This is a genomic window from Streptomyces sp. TLI_053 (assembly GCF_900105395.1).
GTDB lineage: Bacteria > Actinomycetota > Actinomycetes > Streptomycetales > Streptomycetaceae > Kitasatospora.
In genome coordinates, this window is the sequence record NZ_LT629775.1 from 257,439 (window position 1) to 272,594 (window position 15,156).

14 protein-coding genes and 2 pseudogenes are annotated in these 15,156 nt (G+C 70.1%); 8 read left to right on the top strand and 8 right to left on the bottom strand.

Annotated features, from left to right (window positions below):
* The first annotated feature begins 40 nt into the window (after positions 1-40).
* Together BLU95_RS01000 and BLU95_RS01005 are read left to right on the top strand one after the other, a co-directional pair.
* The gene (locus tag BLU95_RS01000) at positions 41-1,711 is read left to right on the top strand and encodes an immunity 49 family protein (protein ID WP_231978179.1); all 1,671 of its coding nucleotides are present in this window, start codon (positions 41-43) and stop codon (positions 1,709-1,711) included.
* Between the two features lie 205 nt (positions 1,712-1,916).
* On the top strand, positions 1,917-2,264 hold the full coding sequence (locus BLU95_RS01005; protein WP_093858213.1) for a PRC domain containing protein: 348 nt from the start codon (positions 1,917-1,919) through the stop codon (positions 2,262-2,264).
* 437 nt (positions 2,265-2,701) lie between these two features.
* On the opposite strand, the gene BLU95_RS01010 is transcribed toward BLU95_RS01005, so the two are convergent.
* Positions 2,702-3,790 carry a helix-turn-helix domain-containing protein gene (locus tag BLU95_RS01010; protein WP_093858214.1) on the bottom strand — a complete coding sequence of 363 codons (1,089 nt, stop codon included), beginning with the start codon at positions 3,788-3,790 and terminating at the stop codon, positions 2,702-2,704.
* A gap of 928 nt (positions 3,791-4,718) precedes the next feature.
* Here BLU95_RS01010 and BLU95_RS42000 point away from each other — a divergent pair.
* Entirely contained in the window at positions 4,719-5,132 is a 414-nt protein-coding gene (locus BLU95_RS42000; protein WP_159424690.1) for a hypothetical protein, read from the top strand.
* On the opposite strand, the gene BLU95_RS45775 is transcribed toward BLU95_RS42000, so the two are convergent.
* The 5 genes from BLU95_RS45775 to BLU95_RS01035 form a co-directional block, all read right to left on the bottom strand.
* Positions 5,021-5,278 (bottom strand): Imm32 family immunity protein, encoded by a 258-nt coding sequence (locus tag BLU95_RS45775; protein ID WP_093858215.1) that lies wholly within the window; start codon positions 5,276-5,278, stop codon positions 5,021-5,023. The two genes, BLU95_RS42000 and BLU95_RS45775, sit on opposite strands and share 112 nt — an antisense overlap.
* A 715-nt stretch (positions 5,279-5,993) precedes the next feature.
* Complete coding sequence (locus BLU95_RS42005) at positions 5,994-6,326, bottom strand: hypothetical protein (protein WP_159424691.1); 333 nt, start codon at positions 6,324-6,326, stop codon at positions 5,994-5,996.
* Between the two features lie 27 nt (positions 6,327-6,353).
* Complete coding sequence (locus BLU95_RS01025) at positions 6,354-6,659, bottom strand: hypothetical protein (protein ID WP_159424692.1); 306 nt, start codon at positions 6,657-6,659, stop codon at positions 6,354-6,356.
* Between the two features lie 210 nt (positions 6,660-6,869).
* Positions 6,870-7,121, bottom strand: a complete 252-nt coding sequence (locus tag BLU95_RS01030; RefSeq protein ID WP_093858217.1) for a DUF7848 domain-containing protein — start codon at positions 7,119-7,121, stop codon at positions 6,870-6,872.
* Positions 7,121-7,498, bottom strand: a complete 378-nt coding sequence (locus BLU95_RS01035; protein WP_353653532.1) for a hypothetical protein — start codon at positions 7,496-7,498, stop codon at positions 7,121-7,123. The genes BLU95_RS01030 and BLU95_RS01035 overlap by 1 nt, the downstream gene beginning before the upstream one ends.
* Here BLU95_RS01035 and BLU95_RS45455 point away from each other — a divergent pair.
* The 3 genes and pseudogenes from BLU95_RS45455 to BLU95_RS01050 all read left to right on the top strand — a co-directional run bounded on the left by BLU95_RS45455 (position 7,484) and on the right by BLU95_RS01050 (position 10,133).
* Positions 7,484-8,650, top strand: a pseudogene (locus tag BLU95_RS45455) (replication initiator). The gene BLU95_RS01035 and the pseudogene BLU95_RS45455 overlap by 15 nt on opposite strands.
* The gene (locus tag BLU95_RS01045; protein WP_093858218.1) at positions 8,647-8,835 is read left to right on the top strand and encodes a helix-turn-helix domain-containing protein; all 189 of its coding nucleotides are present in this window, start codon (positions 8,647-8,649) and stop codon (positions 8,833-8,835) included. Before BLU95_RS45455 ends, BLU95_RS01045 begins: the two are co-directional and overlap by 4 nt.
* Entirely contained in the window at positions 8,835-10,133 is a 1,299-nt protein-coding gene (locus BLU95_RS01050) for a tyrosine-type recombinase/integrase (protein WP_093858219.1), read from the top strand. The genes BLU95_RS01045 and BLU95_RS01050 overlap by 1 nt, the downstream gene beginning before the upstream one ends.
* Before the next feature lie 274 nt (positions 10,134-10,407).
* Here the strand turns inward: BLU95_RS01050 and BLU95_RS01055 are convergent.
* Positions 10,408-10,968: pseudogene (locus BLU95_RS01055) on the bottom strand (IS5 family transposase); the annotation flags it as partial.
* Between the two features lie 295 nt (positions 10,969-11,263).
* Between BLU95_RS01055 and BLU95_RS01060 the strand changes: the two are divergent.
* Both BLU95_RS01060 and BLU95_RS01065 read left to right on the top strand, forming a co-directional pair.
* Complete coding sequence (locus BLU95_RS01060; RefSeq protein ID WP_093858221.1) at positions 11,264-12,466, top strand: IS110 family RNA-guided transposase; 1,203 nt, start codon at positions 11,264-11,266, stop codon at positions 12,464-12,466.
* Between the two features lie 247 nt (positions 12,467-12,713).
* A complete protein-coding gene (locus BLU95_RS01065; protein ID WP_093858222.1) occupies positions 12,714-13,799 on the top strand; it encodes an IS110 family RNA-guided transposase in 1,086 nt (361 codons plus the stop codon).
* A 400-nt stretch (positions 13,800-14,199) separates the two neighbouring features.
* Here BLU95_RS01065 and BLU95_RS01070 read toward each other — a convergent pair whose 3' ends face one another.
* Positions 14,200-14,490, bottom strand: a complete 291-nt coding sequence (locus BLU95_RS01070) for a hypothetical protein (protein ID WP_159424693.1) — start codon at positions 14,488-14,490, stop codon at positions 14,200-14,202.
* Between the last annotated feature and the right edge of the window lie 666 nt (positions 14,491-15,156).

Genomic DNA, 15,156 nt, shown 5'->3' on the forward strand with positions numbered 1-15,156 from the left:
GCCTAGGCTGGGGGCAGCCGATGATCAAGGGAGCGGGACTGTGCGGATCGAACGTCACCAGGTGGACGGGGCGCGGGTGGCGGAAGCCCGCGAGGACTTCGTGAACCGGATCGGGAGGCAGGTCCACTCCTACTCCCGCGCCGGTCTGATGACCACCACCGAGTGGCAGATGATCTCCGACTCCTTCCTCGACTACCTCGGCGCCCTCTCCACCACCCGGCCCGACCTGCACTGCGCCGAGGCCAGGGCCGTGCTCAGGGACGCCGCCGCCGCGGCCGCCGGCGCCGTTTCCTTCGCCGCCTACTACCCGGTCGACAGCTTCCACGTCTTCCTCGACTACCCGAACTTCGGCATGAGCTACGACCGCGAGCGCGGCCGGGAGCGCGACCCCCACCACCGGGTCACCGCCGGGGAGTGGCTCGACGCCTTCTGCCTCGCCATCGTCTGCGACCAGGTCTCCGTCCACGGCGAGGCCTTCGGCTGGGCCCGGCAGCTGATGCCCGGCGGGCCGGCCACGCCCACCCTCGAACTCGTCGACGGCCTCCTGGCCTACTTCTTCGAGGACGACGGCGTCCCGGACGGCAGCACCGCACCCGTCGCCGACCTGCAGCCCGGCCTGCGCGTTCTGCGTGCCCTCGCCGCCGGGGACCGCGAGGCCTTCGACGCCGCCCTGCTCGCTCTGCTCCGGGACGAGCCGCAGGGCACCGGCCCGGCGAGCCTCCTGCCGCTGGTCCCGATAGCCCTCGCCGCCCTCGCGTACCGCACCCACGGCTGGACTCCGTCGGTCGACACCGACTACCTCCCGCACGCCCTGATCACCGGCTTCGAGACGGCCGGCCCGCGCGTCCGCGCCTTCGGCCGCGACCCGCGACCCGACGCCCTGGCCGCGCTCGCCGCCGGGCCCGTCCACGTCGGGCGGACCGGCCCGGCCCTCCCGTGCAGCCCGGAGAACGAGGCGCGGTTGGAGCGGCTCACCCTGGAAGCCGTCACGGCCGGGGAGGGCCGGCCGCTGAACGCCCGGGACCTCACGGGCGCCCTGCGCTACCAGACCTACCTCCTCGCGGCACGCGCCTCGGAGTGCGACGACGCCACCGACGCCGTGATCGCCACCCTGCGGCGCGGCTCCCAGCTGGGCGCCGCCGTGTTCCGGGCCGCCCTCGCCGAGCCGGGCACCGAGACCGAGGCGACGATCGACGGCCGCGCCCTTCGCTTCCCCGCCCGCCGGGACCGGGACTTCGGCCCGGCGCTCTGGCAGACCGCCCTGTCCTTCGCCCTGATCACGGGCTCCCGCGAGGACCTCGAACCCCTGGTCCTGGCCGGCCCCACGATCGCCGCCGAGGACCGCTCCCCGTCCGCCTCCTACCGCACCGCCCTGCACGACCACCTCCGCGGCGCCGACCCGCTCCCGGCCACCGAGCGGGCGCTGAAGGAGGCGGAGCGCATCCGGGAGGGCTGGCTCCCGGCCCCGGCCGTCCTCCTCTCGCAGCTGATCGGGGGCGACGCGACCGGCTTCGACCTCGCCCTCCTCGACGCCCTGGAAGCCCACCGCGACCACCACAGCGTCGCCGACCGCGGCACCGAACCGGGCGCACCGCTCAGCCTCGACGTCCTCGCCCTCGCCTGCCACGCCCGCCGCACCCGCGGCTGGGTCACCCGCGTCCGCTCGCCCTACCTCCCGCCCCGCCTCCTGCAGGCCGCCGGCCGGACCTGACCCCGGGCCGCCACGGGCCGCCACGGCCACCTGCGCGGGAGGAACCGCAGCGACCGGGGGCACCCCGCCCCGTCCGGGTGTGCACGGACCCGGGCGGCGGAATGCCGGACAAGGGCCCCGGACGGCACCGGGTCCGCATACTCCGGTCCGACCGGGGAAGGCGACCGTCGCACCACGCAGACCGGCGACCGCACAGGAGGCTTCCGTGAGCAGCGGACTGTGGGACTACAGCAACGCCGAGGGATACGGCGCGACACTGGACCTGACGGGATACCGGGTCGAAGCAAAGGACGGGTACGTCGGGAAGCTCGACCGGCACAGCCCGGACGTCGACTTCGCGCACCTCGTGGTCGACACTGGCCCGTGGGTCCTCGGCCGAGAGATCCTCCTGCCCGCCGGAACGGTCCGGCGGGTGGACGCCGGGGAACGGGCGGTGTGGGTGAACCGGACGAAGGACGAGATCAAGAACGCGCCCGAGTACCACCAGGACCGGCACGCCGGCGACCTCGACTACCACCTCACGGTCGGCGACTACTACAGCGGTGCCGCCTGACCCGTCCGCCCTCTGTCGTCCGCCGGGCCCCGACCGCGTGGTCGGGGCCCGGCGGACGACAGAGGGCGGACGGCGCCCCGCTCGAGGCGGCCCGCCGCGATCCAGTCACCCCGCCGCAGGATCACCGACCCCGTGGCGGGAGAAGCGGCAGGAGGCCGGCCGCCGCCCCGGGAGTCCGGCCGGCCCGGCGGTCCGTCACGCCCGCCACCCCGCAAGGCGCCTCGGCCCCGTGGAACCGCCGGGGCGCGGGCCGGTGGACCCCACCCCGGAAGCGGAGGCCGCACACCGAGGTGCCGCCTCCGGTGCGGCGGGCGCGGCGGGCGCAGGGCCGGGGTCCGTATCGGATTGCGCCGGCCTGCCCGGCCCGCCTCCACCGGTCCCTTCCGGCGCGGGTGAGGGGCGGGGGCGGTTGCCCAGGGTATTCGGGTCCCCCTCGGTCAGGCGGTGTCCGCCGGGCAGGCGGTAGTGCCGCCGGACCGCTGCGCGTAGTCCGGCTTCCCGACCGCGGACAGGGCCGTACTGCGCCATTCGCGCGGGGAGACGCCGTAGACGGACTTGAACGAACGGCTGAAGTGCGGGGCGTTGGCGAAGCCCCAGTCGTGGGCCACGGCCGCGATGGCCCTGCCCGCCTTCCGTGGGTCACCGAGGGCGCGGTGGCACTGCTCCAGGCGGCGGCGATGGATCCAGCGGCTGACGGTGAGCCCCTCGTGCTCGAAGATCTTGTGCAGATAGCGCAGGGACACGTGGTGATGACGGGCGATCGTCTCCGGGGTGAGGTTCCGGTCGGCGAGATGTTCGTTGATGTACGCCTGGACCCGCAGCAGCATCATCCGCGAGGCGTCCGGCGCCTCCCGCAGGTCCTGGCCCAGTTGTTCCTGCGCCAGCGTCCGGATCAGGCTCACCGCGTGGTCGGCGACCGAGGCTCCCGTGTGCGGCTGGTAGGTGTCCGCCGTGTCGACGAGCCCGGACAGGAACGACCCCACCAGCCTGCCGAGGGGCGAGTCGCCGCCCAGCGGCACCGCGGTGATCCGCTGGAGGCCGGACTCCCCCAGTCCCAGCGCCTGGCGGGGCATCACCAGGGACTGGGTACGGAACCTCTCGGGCACGATCAACCGGATCGGGCGTGCCATGTCGTACATGAAGAGCTGCCCCGCGGCCATGGAGCTCTCCCGGGAGTTCTGCTCGACGTGCACCGTGCCCCGGTTGAGGAGCTTGACGACGACGAACTCCTCGTTGTCGCTGCCCGCGATGAGACGCCGGCTCCGTTCCGCCCGGTGGGCGTCCCCCTCCACGGTCACGGCCTGGAGCGGGCCCAGTGGCGACGCGTGGATCGACCCGTGGTCGACCTCGGCGGGCACCTTCGTGTCCACGGATCCGAAGGTCTCCGAGAGAGCCTCCCGCCAGTACGCGCGCCTGCGCGACGCCGGCAGCCCCGCGGTCGTGTAGCGCACGGCCGCTCCGGAGCGGATCTCCGACTTCTCCAAAACGATCCTCACCGCTCTGACCTGCGTATTGATCCACATCATGCCACCGCAGCCGGACTCCCGGAAGCGCGTTCCCAGCGGCTCGAGCGACGACGGGGCGAGCGAACGACCCTCAACCGTGACCGACGGGGAGCGAGGTGAAGACGTTGCATGCCCGAACGAGGAGGACCGGCAGGCGTGCTTCGCATGCCGACCGCCGGCCGCTCGCGCTTCAGGGCGGGCGGGCGTGCAGCCGAGACGACGGTGGTGCGTCCGGGCGGACGAGGAGCACGCGAGGAGCAAGCATCAGCGCGGCGCCCGCCCGCGCTGCTGCCGAGCGACCCGGCCGGTGCTCGACGGACGCGGACGCCAGCTGCCGTGCTCGGATCGCCGGGGTCCGGGCGGCTGGCCGGGGTACCGCCATGGGCGCCCGCCCGCTCCGCGTACCACCGGGGGCCACGCTCACGAACGGGCACGCGAACGTGGTGCGGTGACCGGCGCACGACCGGCGCCGCCCTCCTCGGGCCGGCGGTGACCGGCCGGGCCCGGGTACCTCCCACCACCAGCCCGACGAACGCCCCGAACCTCCGCCCGTGCCCGACCGCCGCGCGGTCGACCGCACCGGTCCGGGCTCCTCGGCGCACGGCAACCGGACTGCGGCCTCCTGGGCCGGCACGCCCGGGCCGCGCCGACACGCTCACCACGCACGACCAGGACCACACACCCCTGTTCCTCGTCCCGGAACGAGGAACAGCGGCATCGAGCCACCGGCCCTGCCCCGGCACGGCCCCGCACCGGACACCGACCGCTGCAACCGGCTCACGTCTCACGTCATCGTCCCGGCCCCACGCGGAGCCACCCCGGCCTCCACCCCTCACGACCCACCGCGCCGCCGTCCCGCTTCCCCGCCTACCTCCAGGTCGCCGCCCGCACGACCGCCGAGCGCACGGACACCTGGCAGGACGGCCAGACCCTGGAGACGGACCGCCAGATGTACCGCCTCGCCGCCGCGATCGGCACCCGGATCCTCTACCACAGCCACCTCGACGACGGATCGGAGGCCGTCATCGACGACGCCGGACTCACCGTCGTGCGAGGCATCGGGAAACGGGTCACCGCGCCGTTCGGCCTGGCCGAACGGCTGCCGACCCCCGCCAACCGGCGCTACCGCACGGCGGTGGCGAGCCTGCACCTTATTCAGCACCCGTCCGCCGACGTCATCGCCAGTTACTGCCGTCAGACACCAGCAGCCCCGGCCAGATTTCATCTGGCCGGGGCTGCTGGATTTCAAATTCAGGCCATTAGCTCAAGGATCAGATCCACGCTCGAGTCAATTTCCTGGTCTGCCGTGAGATGGACGTGCGCCCCTGAACTCGCACCCTCCTGCGCGAGAGTGAGCAGATGACGTGCCAAGGAAACAAGGCCTGCGCGATTTGCCCTGAGTACGACCTCGGCCGAAGTTGCAGAGAGGGAAATTTCAAAGTCATCTTCCCACTCAAATCGAAGCCCCCCGCCAGGCCGAATCTCGGGAACATTTAGCACGTGCTCCATTTTCACTCCCAAATACTGCTTGGACTCAAAGGAAGTGACCACCCGAGACCATCGCCCCAGGCAGCCACCTCGGCGCACTACCGGATTCAACCCAGATAAACGTGTCGATTCTCAATGACCATCATTTTTCCAGGCTTCTTAGGATTTGGGGCCAATCGCTCGAAGTTCATGTGCGGACCGCCGCCATGCTGCCCAGTAATGTCCGTCTCTCCCATTCTAGCAACGCGCGTTCCGTCTGCGGAAACGAAACGACCACTGCCCGGAACAGGCTCCGTATACCCGGGCCCGACCCATGCTTCTGCCGATTTGAGAGCATCGTCAGTAGATATGCGCGTTCCATCTACCGGATGGCCCTTGCTATCGAATTTTCCAACTGAGATCCAAGGCTCGCACGGCATCGAGACATGAACCAAGATCGGCGTGTTGCCAGCGAGTACATAGTACGTGCCGTCAGCTACTGCCGTCAGGCACCACAGAGGCCCCACCGGGACATCATTCCGGTGGGGCCTCCGTGTTATCGCTGGCCGTTATCGACTGGGAATACCCCGCGCCGGGCGACCGAGCTTCGCGTCAGAGATCAGTTTTCGACTTGGAGAGACGGGAAGTTCGCCGACGCGACCTGCAACCGCGTCGCGCGCCAAAGGCTCCAGCAGAAACAATGAGCCGCCCATACTTTAGACGGCTCATTGTTATTCCCTGCCGGTCAGGCGACGGGCTACGGAGCCCCTATGCGCAGAAATTCAGCATAGATTTGATGCAGTAGAACTGCATACTGATAATGGGCGTCGACAACTTCTCGCTCTTCGGCGGCCATGCTTTCGCCAAATCGTTCCAGGCGAGAGATTATCCCTTCAAGCAACGCCATGACGTCCGCCCGACTCGGCCTGAATACCCCCTCGTTGACAAAAAGGATCACCTGGGTCACATGTTCGTCGGCGAGAGCTAGGTCGCCATGAATAAGTGCAAGGTTCTCTCCCGCACGCAACAGATTCTCACCGCGGCGCAGGCCGGGAAATGGCAAGGATCGCCAGAGGGCGTAGCTCTCCATGAAATCCGACAACAACTCGTCCTCTCATTAGTCGGCGCCATACCAGAAGGTTACAGCCTTGCCGCCGGGTCCGATGATCCCGCCCTTACCCGTCTGGGGGTCCACGTATTTTATCCCGCGCGCACCGTCCGCCAGCGTCTCCAAGCTGGCGTTGAGCCCCCTCTTCCCTCCTGGCTGGGCGATTCCCGTCGCCCAGTCTTGCGCATCCTGGAGGTACTGCTCACGCGTGACACCGCGCCCCTTGGCGTGCTTGTCCCAGTGGTATTCGAACTGATCCTGAGAAGATCTGCCGCTGGGGTTATGGAAGACGTCGTCGATCTTCTCTGGGCACAATTCAGAATTGTGCACCAGTACGGGCACCGTACCGGCAAGTACATAGTACGTGTGCTACGCGACCCCTCTCCACCTGCTTTTTCGCAGGTCAGCGGTGGTTTGACGGTCCGTCGGTGTTCGTGGATGTGCGCTGAAGTCCGTGCTTGTTGCCGTCGCTACTGCCGTCAGAGGTGTAGACCAGTTGTGCTGTCGCCGGGTGCGCGCGTGATCCTACTGCCAGGCACCGGGCTCGGCGCGGACGATGGTGCGCGTGGTCTGCTCGTACGACTGGTGACCAGTCTGCGCGCAGTGTCCGGCGATCCAGCGCGTCAGCTCCTCGGGAGTGTGCAGCTCGCCGGACGCGGCAGCGCAGTCCCGTTCTTCGCCGGTGACGCAGACCGCCTCGAAGGTCCGCAGCGCCAAGAGATCGATCACGGTGGTCACGTGGTACTCGCGGAAGGGGTAGCGGCTGGTCTTGCCCATCAGCTTTCCCCGTCCTGCTCCTGCGGCGCCGGGATGCGCTGCCCGCGTGAGTCCGCGACCCTGAGCGCATCCGACAGGGCCTCGGTCAGCCGGCAGGCCAGCCACCGATACTCGACGCTCGATGGCACCCGCTCTCCCGGATCCAAGACACCCCGGGCGTACTCCAACAGTTCCTCGCCCATGCTGAGCTGCATCGTCTCGATGCCGTCCGCGAGCGTCGAGAGGTAACCCTGACCGTTGGTGCTCAGGTAGCAGAGGCGACCGTCCGAGGCGGTCCACGGAAGCAGCCGCAGTCCGTCAATCGTGCGCTCCGCGTGACTGCCCTTGTTGTTCATCGGCGCCTGCCCGTGGTCGGCCTTGCAGTGGCTGTCCTGCATCGCCCGCACGTCGGTCAGCCGGGACCGGTCGCGGCTGCGCACGGCTCCGCGCGCACGCTTGCGGAGCCCTTCACCACCCACCTGCACCGCGAGATCGCCAAGACGGCGGGGCTCACACAGCGCACCCTGCGACACCACGCCACCCTGTCGTACGCCAAGGTCGCCGAGTACCAGAAACGCGGCCAGGTCCACTTCCACGCTGTCATCCGCCTCGACGGACCCACCGGCCCCGCAAGCGCGCCGCCCGTCTGGGCCACCACCGAGCTCCTCGACCACGCCGTCCACGCAGCCGCCCGACGCACCCGCGTCCCGCACGAAGGCCAGCCCCACCGGGAACGACCGCAGCCCGCCGGGGACGCACCCCGGGCCCAGGGCGCTGACCGGGTACCGGCGTTGGTGTTCCGGTTCGGGCGGCAGATCGACGTCCGCCCGATCCGTGGCACCGACTTCACTGGCGACGGCCCGGTGACCGACCGGCACGTCGCCGCCTACATCGCCAAGTACGCCACCAAGGGTGCCGAGACCACCACCGGCACCCTCGACCGCCGCCTCCGCTTCCTCGCCGAGCTCGCCCAGTTCGACATCACCGACCACGCCCGCCGCATGATCCACACCGCTTGGCACCTCGGCGCACGTCCCGAGCACGCCCACCTCCGCCTGCGGCAGTAGGCCCACATGCTTGGCTTCCGAGGCCACTTCTCCACCCGAACCCGCCACTACTCCACCACCCTCACCCGCCTCCGAGCCGAACGCACTACTTGGCGAACCCGCCAAGCCGACGCCACCGCTCCGGCACCGGTCGGCCAGCACACCGAGCAGACGGCCGTCGGCAGCAACGTGTCCACCGGTCGGCAGCCGGTCACTGACCGGGGCGGTGACCGCGCTGACCACGGTGACCTGACCGCTGGTCGCTGTGCCGGTCACCGCGACGGGGCCGGTCAGCGAGGGAGTGCGGACACGACCTTGGTCGTCTCGCACTGGCAGTACGCGGGGACCGGGCTCCTGCCCGAACTCGCCCACCTCGCCGACCTCCTGGAAACACGGCGGCCCACCCGGCCTGACCGGCGTCGCCCGGAAGGCCCCGGTCACTCCGGCGGCCACCGCTGCGGTCACCGGTCGACCCGCGCCGACCGGACGGGGGTCACCGCGTGATCGCCAGCGCCCAGCTCCTCACCGTCCCCGAGGTCATGGACCGGCTCAAGATCAGCCGATCCGCCGTCTACGACCTCATCCGCACCCGGCAGCTCGCCTCCCTCACCCTCGGCAGTGCCCGCCGCATCCCCACCCATGCCCTCGACCACCTCATCCACACCCGACTCGAACAGGAAGCAGCCTGATGACCACGCCCTCCATCTCTCGCAGGACCCGCGCCAACAGCGACGGCACCGTCTACCAGCGCAAGGACGGCCGCTGGGAAGCCGTCGGCTACGTCCTCGCGCCCGGCAACACCCGCAAGCGCGTCCGCGTCTACGGCGTGACGCGGAACGACGCGCTCGTGAAGTTGACGGAGAAGGTCGCCGCCAGCAACCGCGGCCTCCCCGTCGTCACCGCCCAGGGAAGCCTCGCGGCCTTCCTCACGTACTGGCTGGAGAACGTCGCCGTCCACCACCTCCGAGAGAACACCCACACCCGATACACCGCCGTCGCCCGGCTCTACCTGATCCCGGGCCTGGGCCGGAAGAAGCTCGCCAAACTCACCGCCAAGGACGTCCGCACCGGGCTCAACGAGCTCCGCACCGCCTGCCAGTGCTGCGCGCGCGGCCTCGACGCCGGACGCGACCAGCCACAGTGCTGCGCCGTCGGGAAGTGCTGCCACAAGCGGCTCTCCGCGCCGACCCTGGCCTACGTGCACTCCGTACTCAAGTCCGCGCTGGAGCACGCGGTCCGCGAAGAGGAGATCCCCCGCAACGTCGCCCGCAACGTCCGCACGGGCACGCCCCGCCCGCGCCGCTTCGAACCCCTCACTACCAGGGAGGCGCGCATGTTCCTGGCCGCCACCAGCAGCCACCGCCTGCAGGCACTGTTCGAACTCGCCCTGCGCACCGGGCTGCGCAAGGGCGAACTCCTCGGCCTTCGCTGGGAAGACCTCGACCACGGCAGCGGCACCGCAAGCATCCGCCGCACCCTCCAGCGCACCCGCACCGGCGGTTTGACCACCCTCCCCACCAAGACAGTCAGCTCCGAACGCCGCATCGTCCTCCCGGCCCCCTGTCTGCTCTCACTCCGCGCCCACCGCAAGCAGCAAGCCCAGGAGAAGGAGAAGGCCGGCGCGGGCTGGGTGGACAGCCGCCACGTCTTCACCCGACCCGACGGACACCCCATCGAACCCGCCACCCTCACCCGCCACTTCAAGGCCCTGCTCCGCCGTGCTCACCTCCGGCAGATCCGCTTCCACGACCTGAGGCACTCGACTACGACCCTCCTGCTCGAACAGGGCGTCGAACTCGTCGTCATCAAGGAACTCCTCGGTCACGCCCACATCGGCGTCACCGCCACCGTCTACGCGCACGTCCGGCTGCGCCTCCAGCGCGACGCCATCCATCTCCTCGGCCGTACCCTCGGCAAGCCCTCCGAGGCCACCACCAACCCCGACGACGGCGACGACCCACCGCTTTGTGCAGCACCCGTCCGCTGACGTTGCCGTCAACTACTGCCGTCAAGAGCTTAGAAGGGCCTCGCCGAGAAGTTCGGCGAGGCCCTTCTGCCATGACACCCACATAGCCAATTCGCAGATTTCTTTAATTCCTGCAAACCGGTGAAACTAGCTAGCCGCAATTGGCGAGCAAATAGAGCGGTCTCTATCAGCCGATTGAGCCAAAACGACGATGCCGCCTATTCTGACATTACTTCACGCCGCAGAGCCGAACTCGTCAGTCGCCGTCGCCACTAGGAGCTGTTCAGGGTTCGGATCATGTGGCTGGAGTCAGGGACTTCAGCCACATGATCGATCCGCGTAGGTGGATGCCTGCCAGGTAGCTTTCCGGGCTCTTGTCGTACCGGGTCGCCAGGCCACGCCAGGTCTTGAGCTTCTGGAAGCACCGCTCGACGGTGTTGCGCCGCTTGTAGCGGTCGGGATCGAACGTGACGGGTCGGCCGCCGGCGGAACCCTTCCGCTTCCGGTTCGCCGCCTGGTCCGCCCTCTCCGGGATCACCGCGGTGATCCCGCGTCCGCGCAGGTAGGCGCGGTTGGCCTTCGAGGAGTAGGCCTTGTCGGCGGCCACCGTGTCCGGCCGGGTGCGCGGCCGGCCGACCGGGCCGCGCACCCGGATCTTCTCCAGCACGGGCCGGAACTGACGGCAGTCCGCGGCCTGGCCCGGGGTCAGCACGAACGCCAACGGCAGGCCGACGGAGTCGACAGCCGCATGGACCTTGCTGCTCAGACCGCCCCGGGACCGGCCGAGTCCGGCTCTCGCGGCCCGGGCCCCGCGCCGACGGCGTGCCTGGGCACGAACCTGCGCGGAGTCGGCTGCGACGTCCGGCGTCGGCTCCGCACGACCCGCAGCACGGCCTCCTGCTGCGGCAGCGGAACCCCGTTACCGTTTTCGTGGCCCCGCAACGGGGTTCCCGGCCTCCCGGCCCGGCATGACTTCCGCCCCCTGTCGAGGATGATCGAAAAGGTGGTGTCACCGGGCTCGGAGGCGTTGGCAGACCGCTGATGAGGGGCTTGAGCGCCGATCCCACACCGGGCGAGGCAGGCTCTCCGTAACGTGGATGCCGGCACGCCGATGCCACAGGGCCGGGAGAGCGAGACCTGGGGAGGGGCAGTTGACCAGCACCGACAGCATTGACGTCTATCTCGGCCTGGACGTCGGCAAGGGCGAGCACCACGCGACCGCGCTCACCCCGGCCGGCAAGAAGGTCTTCGACAAGGCACTGCCCAACAACGAGCCCAGGCTCCGCGAGCTGTTCACGAAACTCCAGGCCAAGCACGGGACCGTGCTCGTGGTGGTCGACCAGCCGGCCACCATCGGCGCCCTGCCGCTGGCCGTCGCCCGCGACACCGGCTGCCGCACCGCCTACCTGCCCGGCCTGACCATGCGCCGGATCGCGGACCTCTATCCGGGCGAGGCGAAGACCGACGCCCGCGACGCGCACGTCATCGCGGACGCCGCCCGCGCCATGCCGCACACCCTGCGCGACCTGGTGCCAGCCGACGAGACCGTCGCCGAGCTGGAGATGATCGCCGGATTCGACGACGACCTCGCCGGCGAGTCGACGAGGATCAAGAACCGCCTGCGCGGCCTGCTCACCCAGATCCACCCCTCCTTGGAGCGGGTCCTGGGGCCTCGGCTCGACCACCCGGCCGTCCTGTCATTGCTCGAACGGCACGGTTCCCCGGCCCAGTTGAGGAAGGCAGGCCGACGGCGACTGACCGCACTGCTACGGTCCAAGGCCCCGCGGATGGCCGAGCGCCTGGTCGAGGACATATTCGCAGCCCTCGACGAGCAGACCGTCGTCGTGCCCGGCACCGAGGCCGCCGCGCTGATCGTCCCCAGCCTCGCCACCTCGCTGACCGCGGTCCTCGACCAGCGCAGACTCCTCGCCGCGAGGATCGAGGAACTCCTGGAGGCCCACCCTCTTTCCCCGGTCCTGACCTCGATGCCCGGCATCGGGGTCAGGACCGCCGCCCGGATCCTCGTCGACGTCGGTGACGCCCGCGCCTTCCCGAGCGCCGCCCACCTCGCCGCCTACGCCGGCCTGGCGCCCGTCACCCGCGCCTCCGGGTCGTCCGTCCGGGGCGAGCACCCGTCCCGGCGCGGCAACAAACAGCTCAAACGGGCCTTCTACCTCGCCGCGTTCGCCTCGCTGTCCCAGCCGGAGTCACGCGCCTACTACGACCGGAAACGACGCGAGGGCAAGCACCACGTCGCGGCCCTCGTCGCACTTGCCCGCCGCCGCATCGACGTCCTCTTCGCCATGCTCCGCGACGGCACCCTCTACCAGCCGCCGGCCACGGCCACTGCTTGACGAAAGCTATAGGGGCACAGTGATGATGTGACTGGTGGTTCTGCTGATGAGCCTGACTCGCCCTCTGACTGACGTCTCGGACTGTCCTGTTTGGGATTTGTCGGCTCGTCAGCGAGGCCGCCACGCACGCGGCCGGACGGGCGCTTGTGACTTCATAGGAGCTTGGTCCAGAAGCCCCGTCACTGTCTTGTCCACCCGCCCGACCGGCGCGTGCCGCCCTCGGCTCGGACAAGCGGCAAGGACGGACATGACCAGCATGACGCATGACAACCCGGAGATCACCGGCGGTGTCGATACCCATGGCCTGACCCATCATGCGGCCGTGATCGATCCGCTCGGCCGGCACCTCGCCGACCAGGAGTTCCCCGCCACCATCGCCGGCTACCGGGCCCTGCTGGACTGGATGCGTGCGCACGGGACGGTGACCGCCGTGGGTGTGGAGGGCACCGGTGCCTACGGCGCCGAACTCGCCCGGGTCCTGACCGCCGCCGGCGTCACGGTCGTCGACGTCGACCGGCCGGACCGCAAGACCCGCCGAATGAAGGGCAAGTCCGACCCGATCGATGCCTACGCCGCCGCGACGGCGGTGGCCTCCGGACGGGCCACCGGTGTCCCCAAGAGCCGCGACGGCGTGGTCGAGGCTGTCCGGGTCCTGCGCGTGACACGCCGCAGTGCGGTCAAGGCCCGCACCCAGGCGATGAACCAGATCCGCGGTCTGCTCGTGTCCGCTCCGGCGATGCTGCGCGAACGACTGGCCGGCCTGGACCGGAGCGTCCTGATACGCACCTGTGCCCGCCTGCGCTCCGGCAGTGACCTGTCGGCGCCACTGGCCGCGACCAAGGCCGCACTGCGGCGCCTGGCCCGCCGCCACCAGGCACTGGACGACGAGATCGCCGAACTCGACGCCGAGATCGGCCCGCTGCTCAAGGAGGCCGCCCCGGAGCTGCTCGCGCTGTTCGGTGTCGGCCCGGAGACCGCCGGCCAGCTGCTGGCCTCAGCCGGGGACAACCCCGAACGGATGCGTTCCGAGGCCGCCTTCGCCCACCTGGCCGGGGTCGCTCCGATCCCCGCGTCCTCCGGTCGTACTCACCGCCATCGGCTCAACCGTGGAGGCGACCGAGCGGCAAACAACGCCCTGCACACCATCGTTCTGGTCCGTATGCGCTTCGACGAGCGCACCCGCGCCTACGTCGAACGCCGCACCAAGGAAGGCCTGTCCAAGAAGGACATCATGCGCTGTCTCAAGCGCTTCGTCGCCCGCGAGATCTACCGCGCGCTGACCAGCACACCAACCCAACAAATCACTCAAACCGACCTCGCTCCTGCGGCTTGACATCCATAGGAGCATCCCACAAACCCGACACAGCTGGGCACGACGGGTTCGGCGCCCGCCCGGCGCCGAACCCGTCGACCCTCGGAGATCCAATGCCCCCTGGCCCCGAGGGACTGCTACGTCGCCGTCGGCGAAGGCGTTGGACAGGTACCGGACCGCCTCGTCGAACTGTCCGTCACAGGCTGACCTGCCGCCCCAGAGCGATCCCACAAGATCTCCAAGCAAGGTTCCGGCTCAAGCGTCGGATTAGGGCCGAGGCCTGGCGACGTGCCCCGGAGCCGGGAGTCAGGCCCGGGCCGACCGGCGCCGAACGGGAGGTCCGTTCCTCGCTGAAGCGCGGGTGGCACGCCCCGTGGCTGGCGAACACCTACCCGATCCCCCTGCTGGCCGTCGCCCAGCTCTACCGGAAGGACGTGCCCGGCCTGTTCGGCGGGCCCGCCGACTGCGACGTGCTCCAGATGTTCTGGTGTCCGTTCGATTCCCACAGGACCGGCCACCAGTTGGCGCTGCACCTGCGCTGGCGCCGGTCCGCCGACGTCTGCGAGGTACTGGCGGAGCAGGGGTGGTCGCGCAGCCTGGTGGCGAAGGCGTTCGCGGTGCGATCAGCGAGGACGTCGACGGGACGATGGGTGTCCATGTCCACCAGGACCGTCACACAGGTGCGACCGCCCCGGACGGGGTACTCGTCCACCCCCAGACGAGGGACGAGGCCCGACGACGGAACGGGAAGCGCACGAATGAGCCGGAGCAGGGTGTCCCGGCACGTGGTCATGGCCAGACGCCCGGAGATCCGGCCTCCGGCCGGCCGCCCGGGAACAGCACGACGTCGGTCGGTGAGCTGGGTGACGAGCGCGGTCGTGCGACGTGCGTGCCGGAACGTCAGAGCCTCGATCTGCCCGGCGAACGTCCGCCGTCCGCACCGGTCGTTCCCGCACACGAAACGAAGCGCCCGCAGGACCAGCCGTACCCGCCGACCCTACACCGGACGGTCGGCACAACGCCGCCGGTAGTAGCAGTACAGCCGCGACGATCGCCGCCCGCACCCCGGACGGGCGGCGGACACCGCCACCGACCGGACGGCGAAACGTACCTCGCCATCCGCAAGAACCAGCTCCTCGACCTCTGCCGCGGCCGCGCCCGGGCCTTGGGGCCCGGGTGCGGTCACCGCGCGAGCGGTCTCACAGCAAAGAAGCGGCGCACCCGTTCCACGAGGCGGCCGCGGCTCCCCGGTGGACAACTGTGCCACGTAGGCGAAGCTTCTTGAAGGGCCGGTGCGCGCGTGCGCCGCGGTGCGGTGGCGGGTCGAGCCGGGTGGGAGCTGCGTCACCGTGCCGCGACCTGTTCGCCGTTGCCGCCG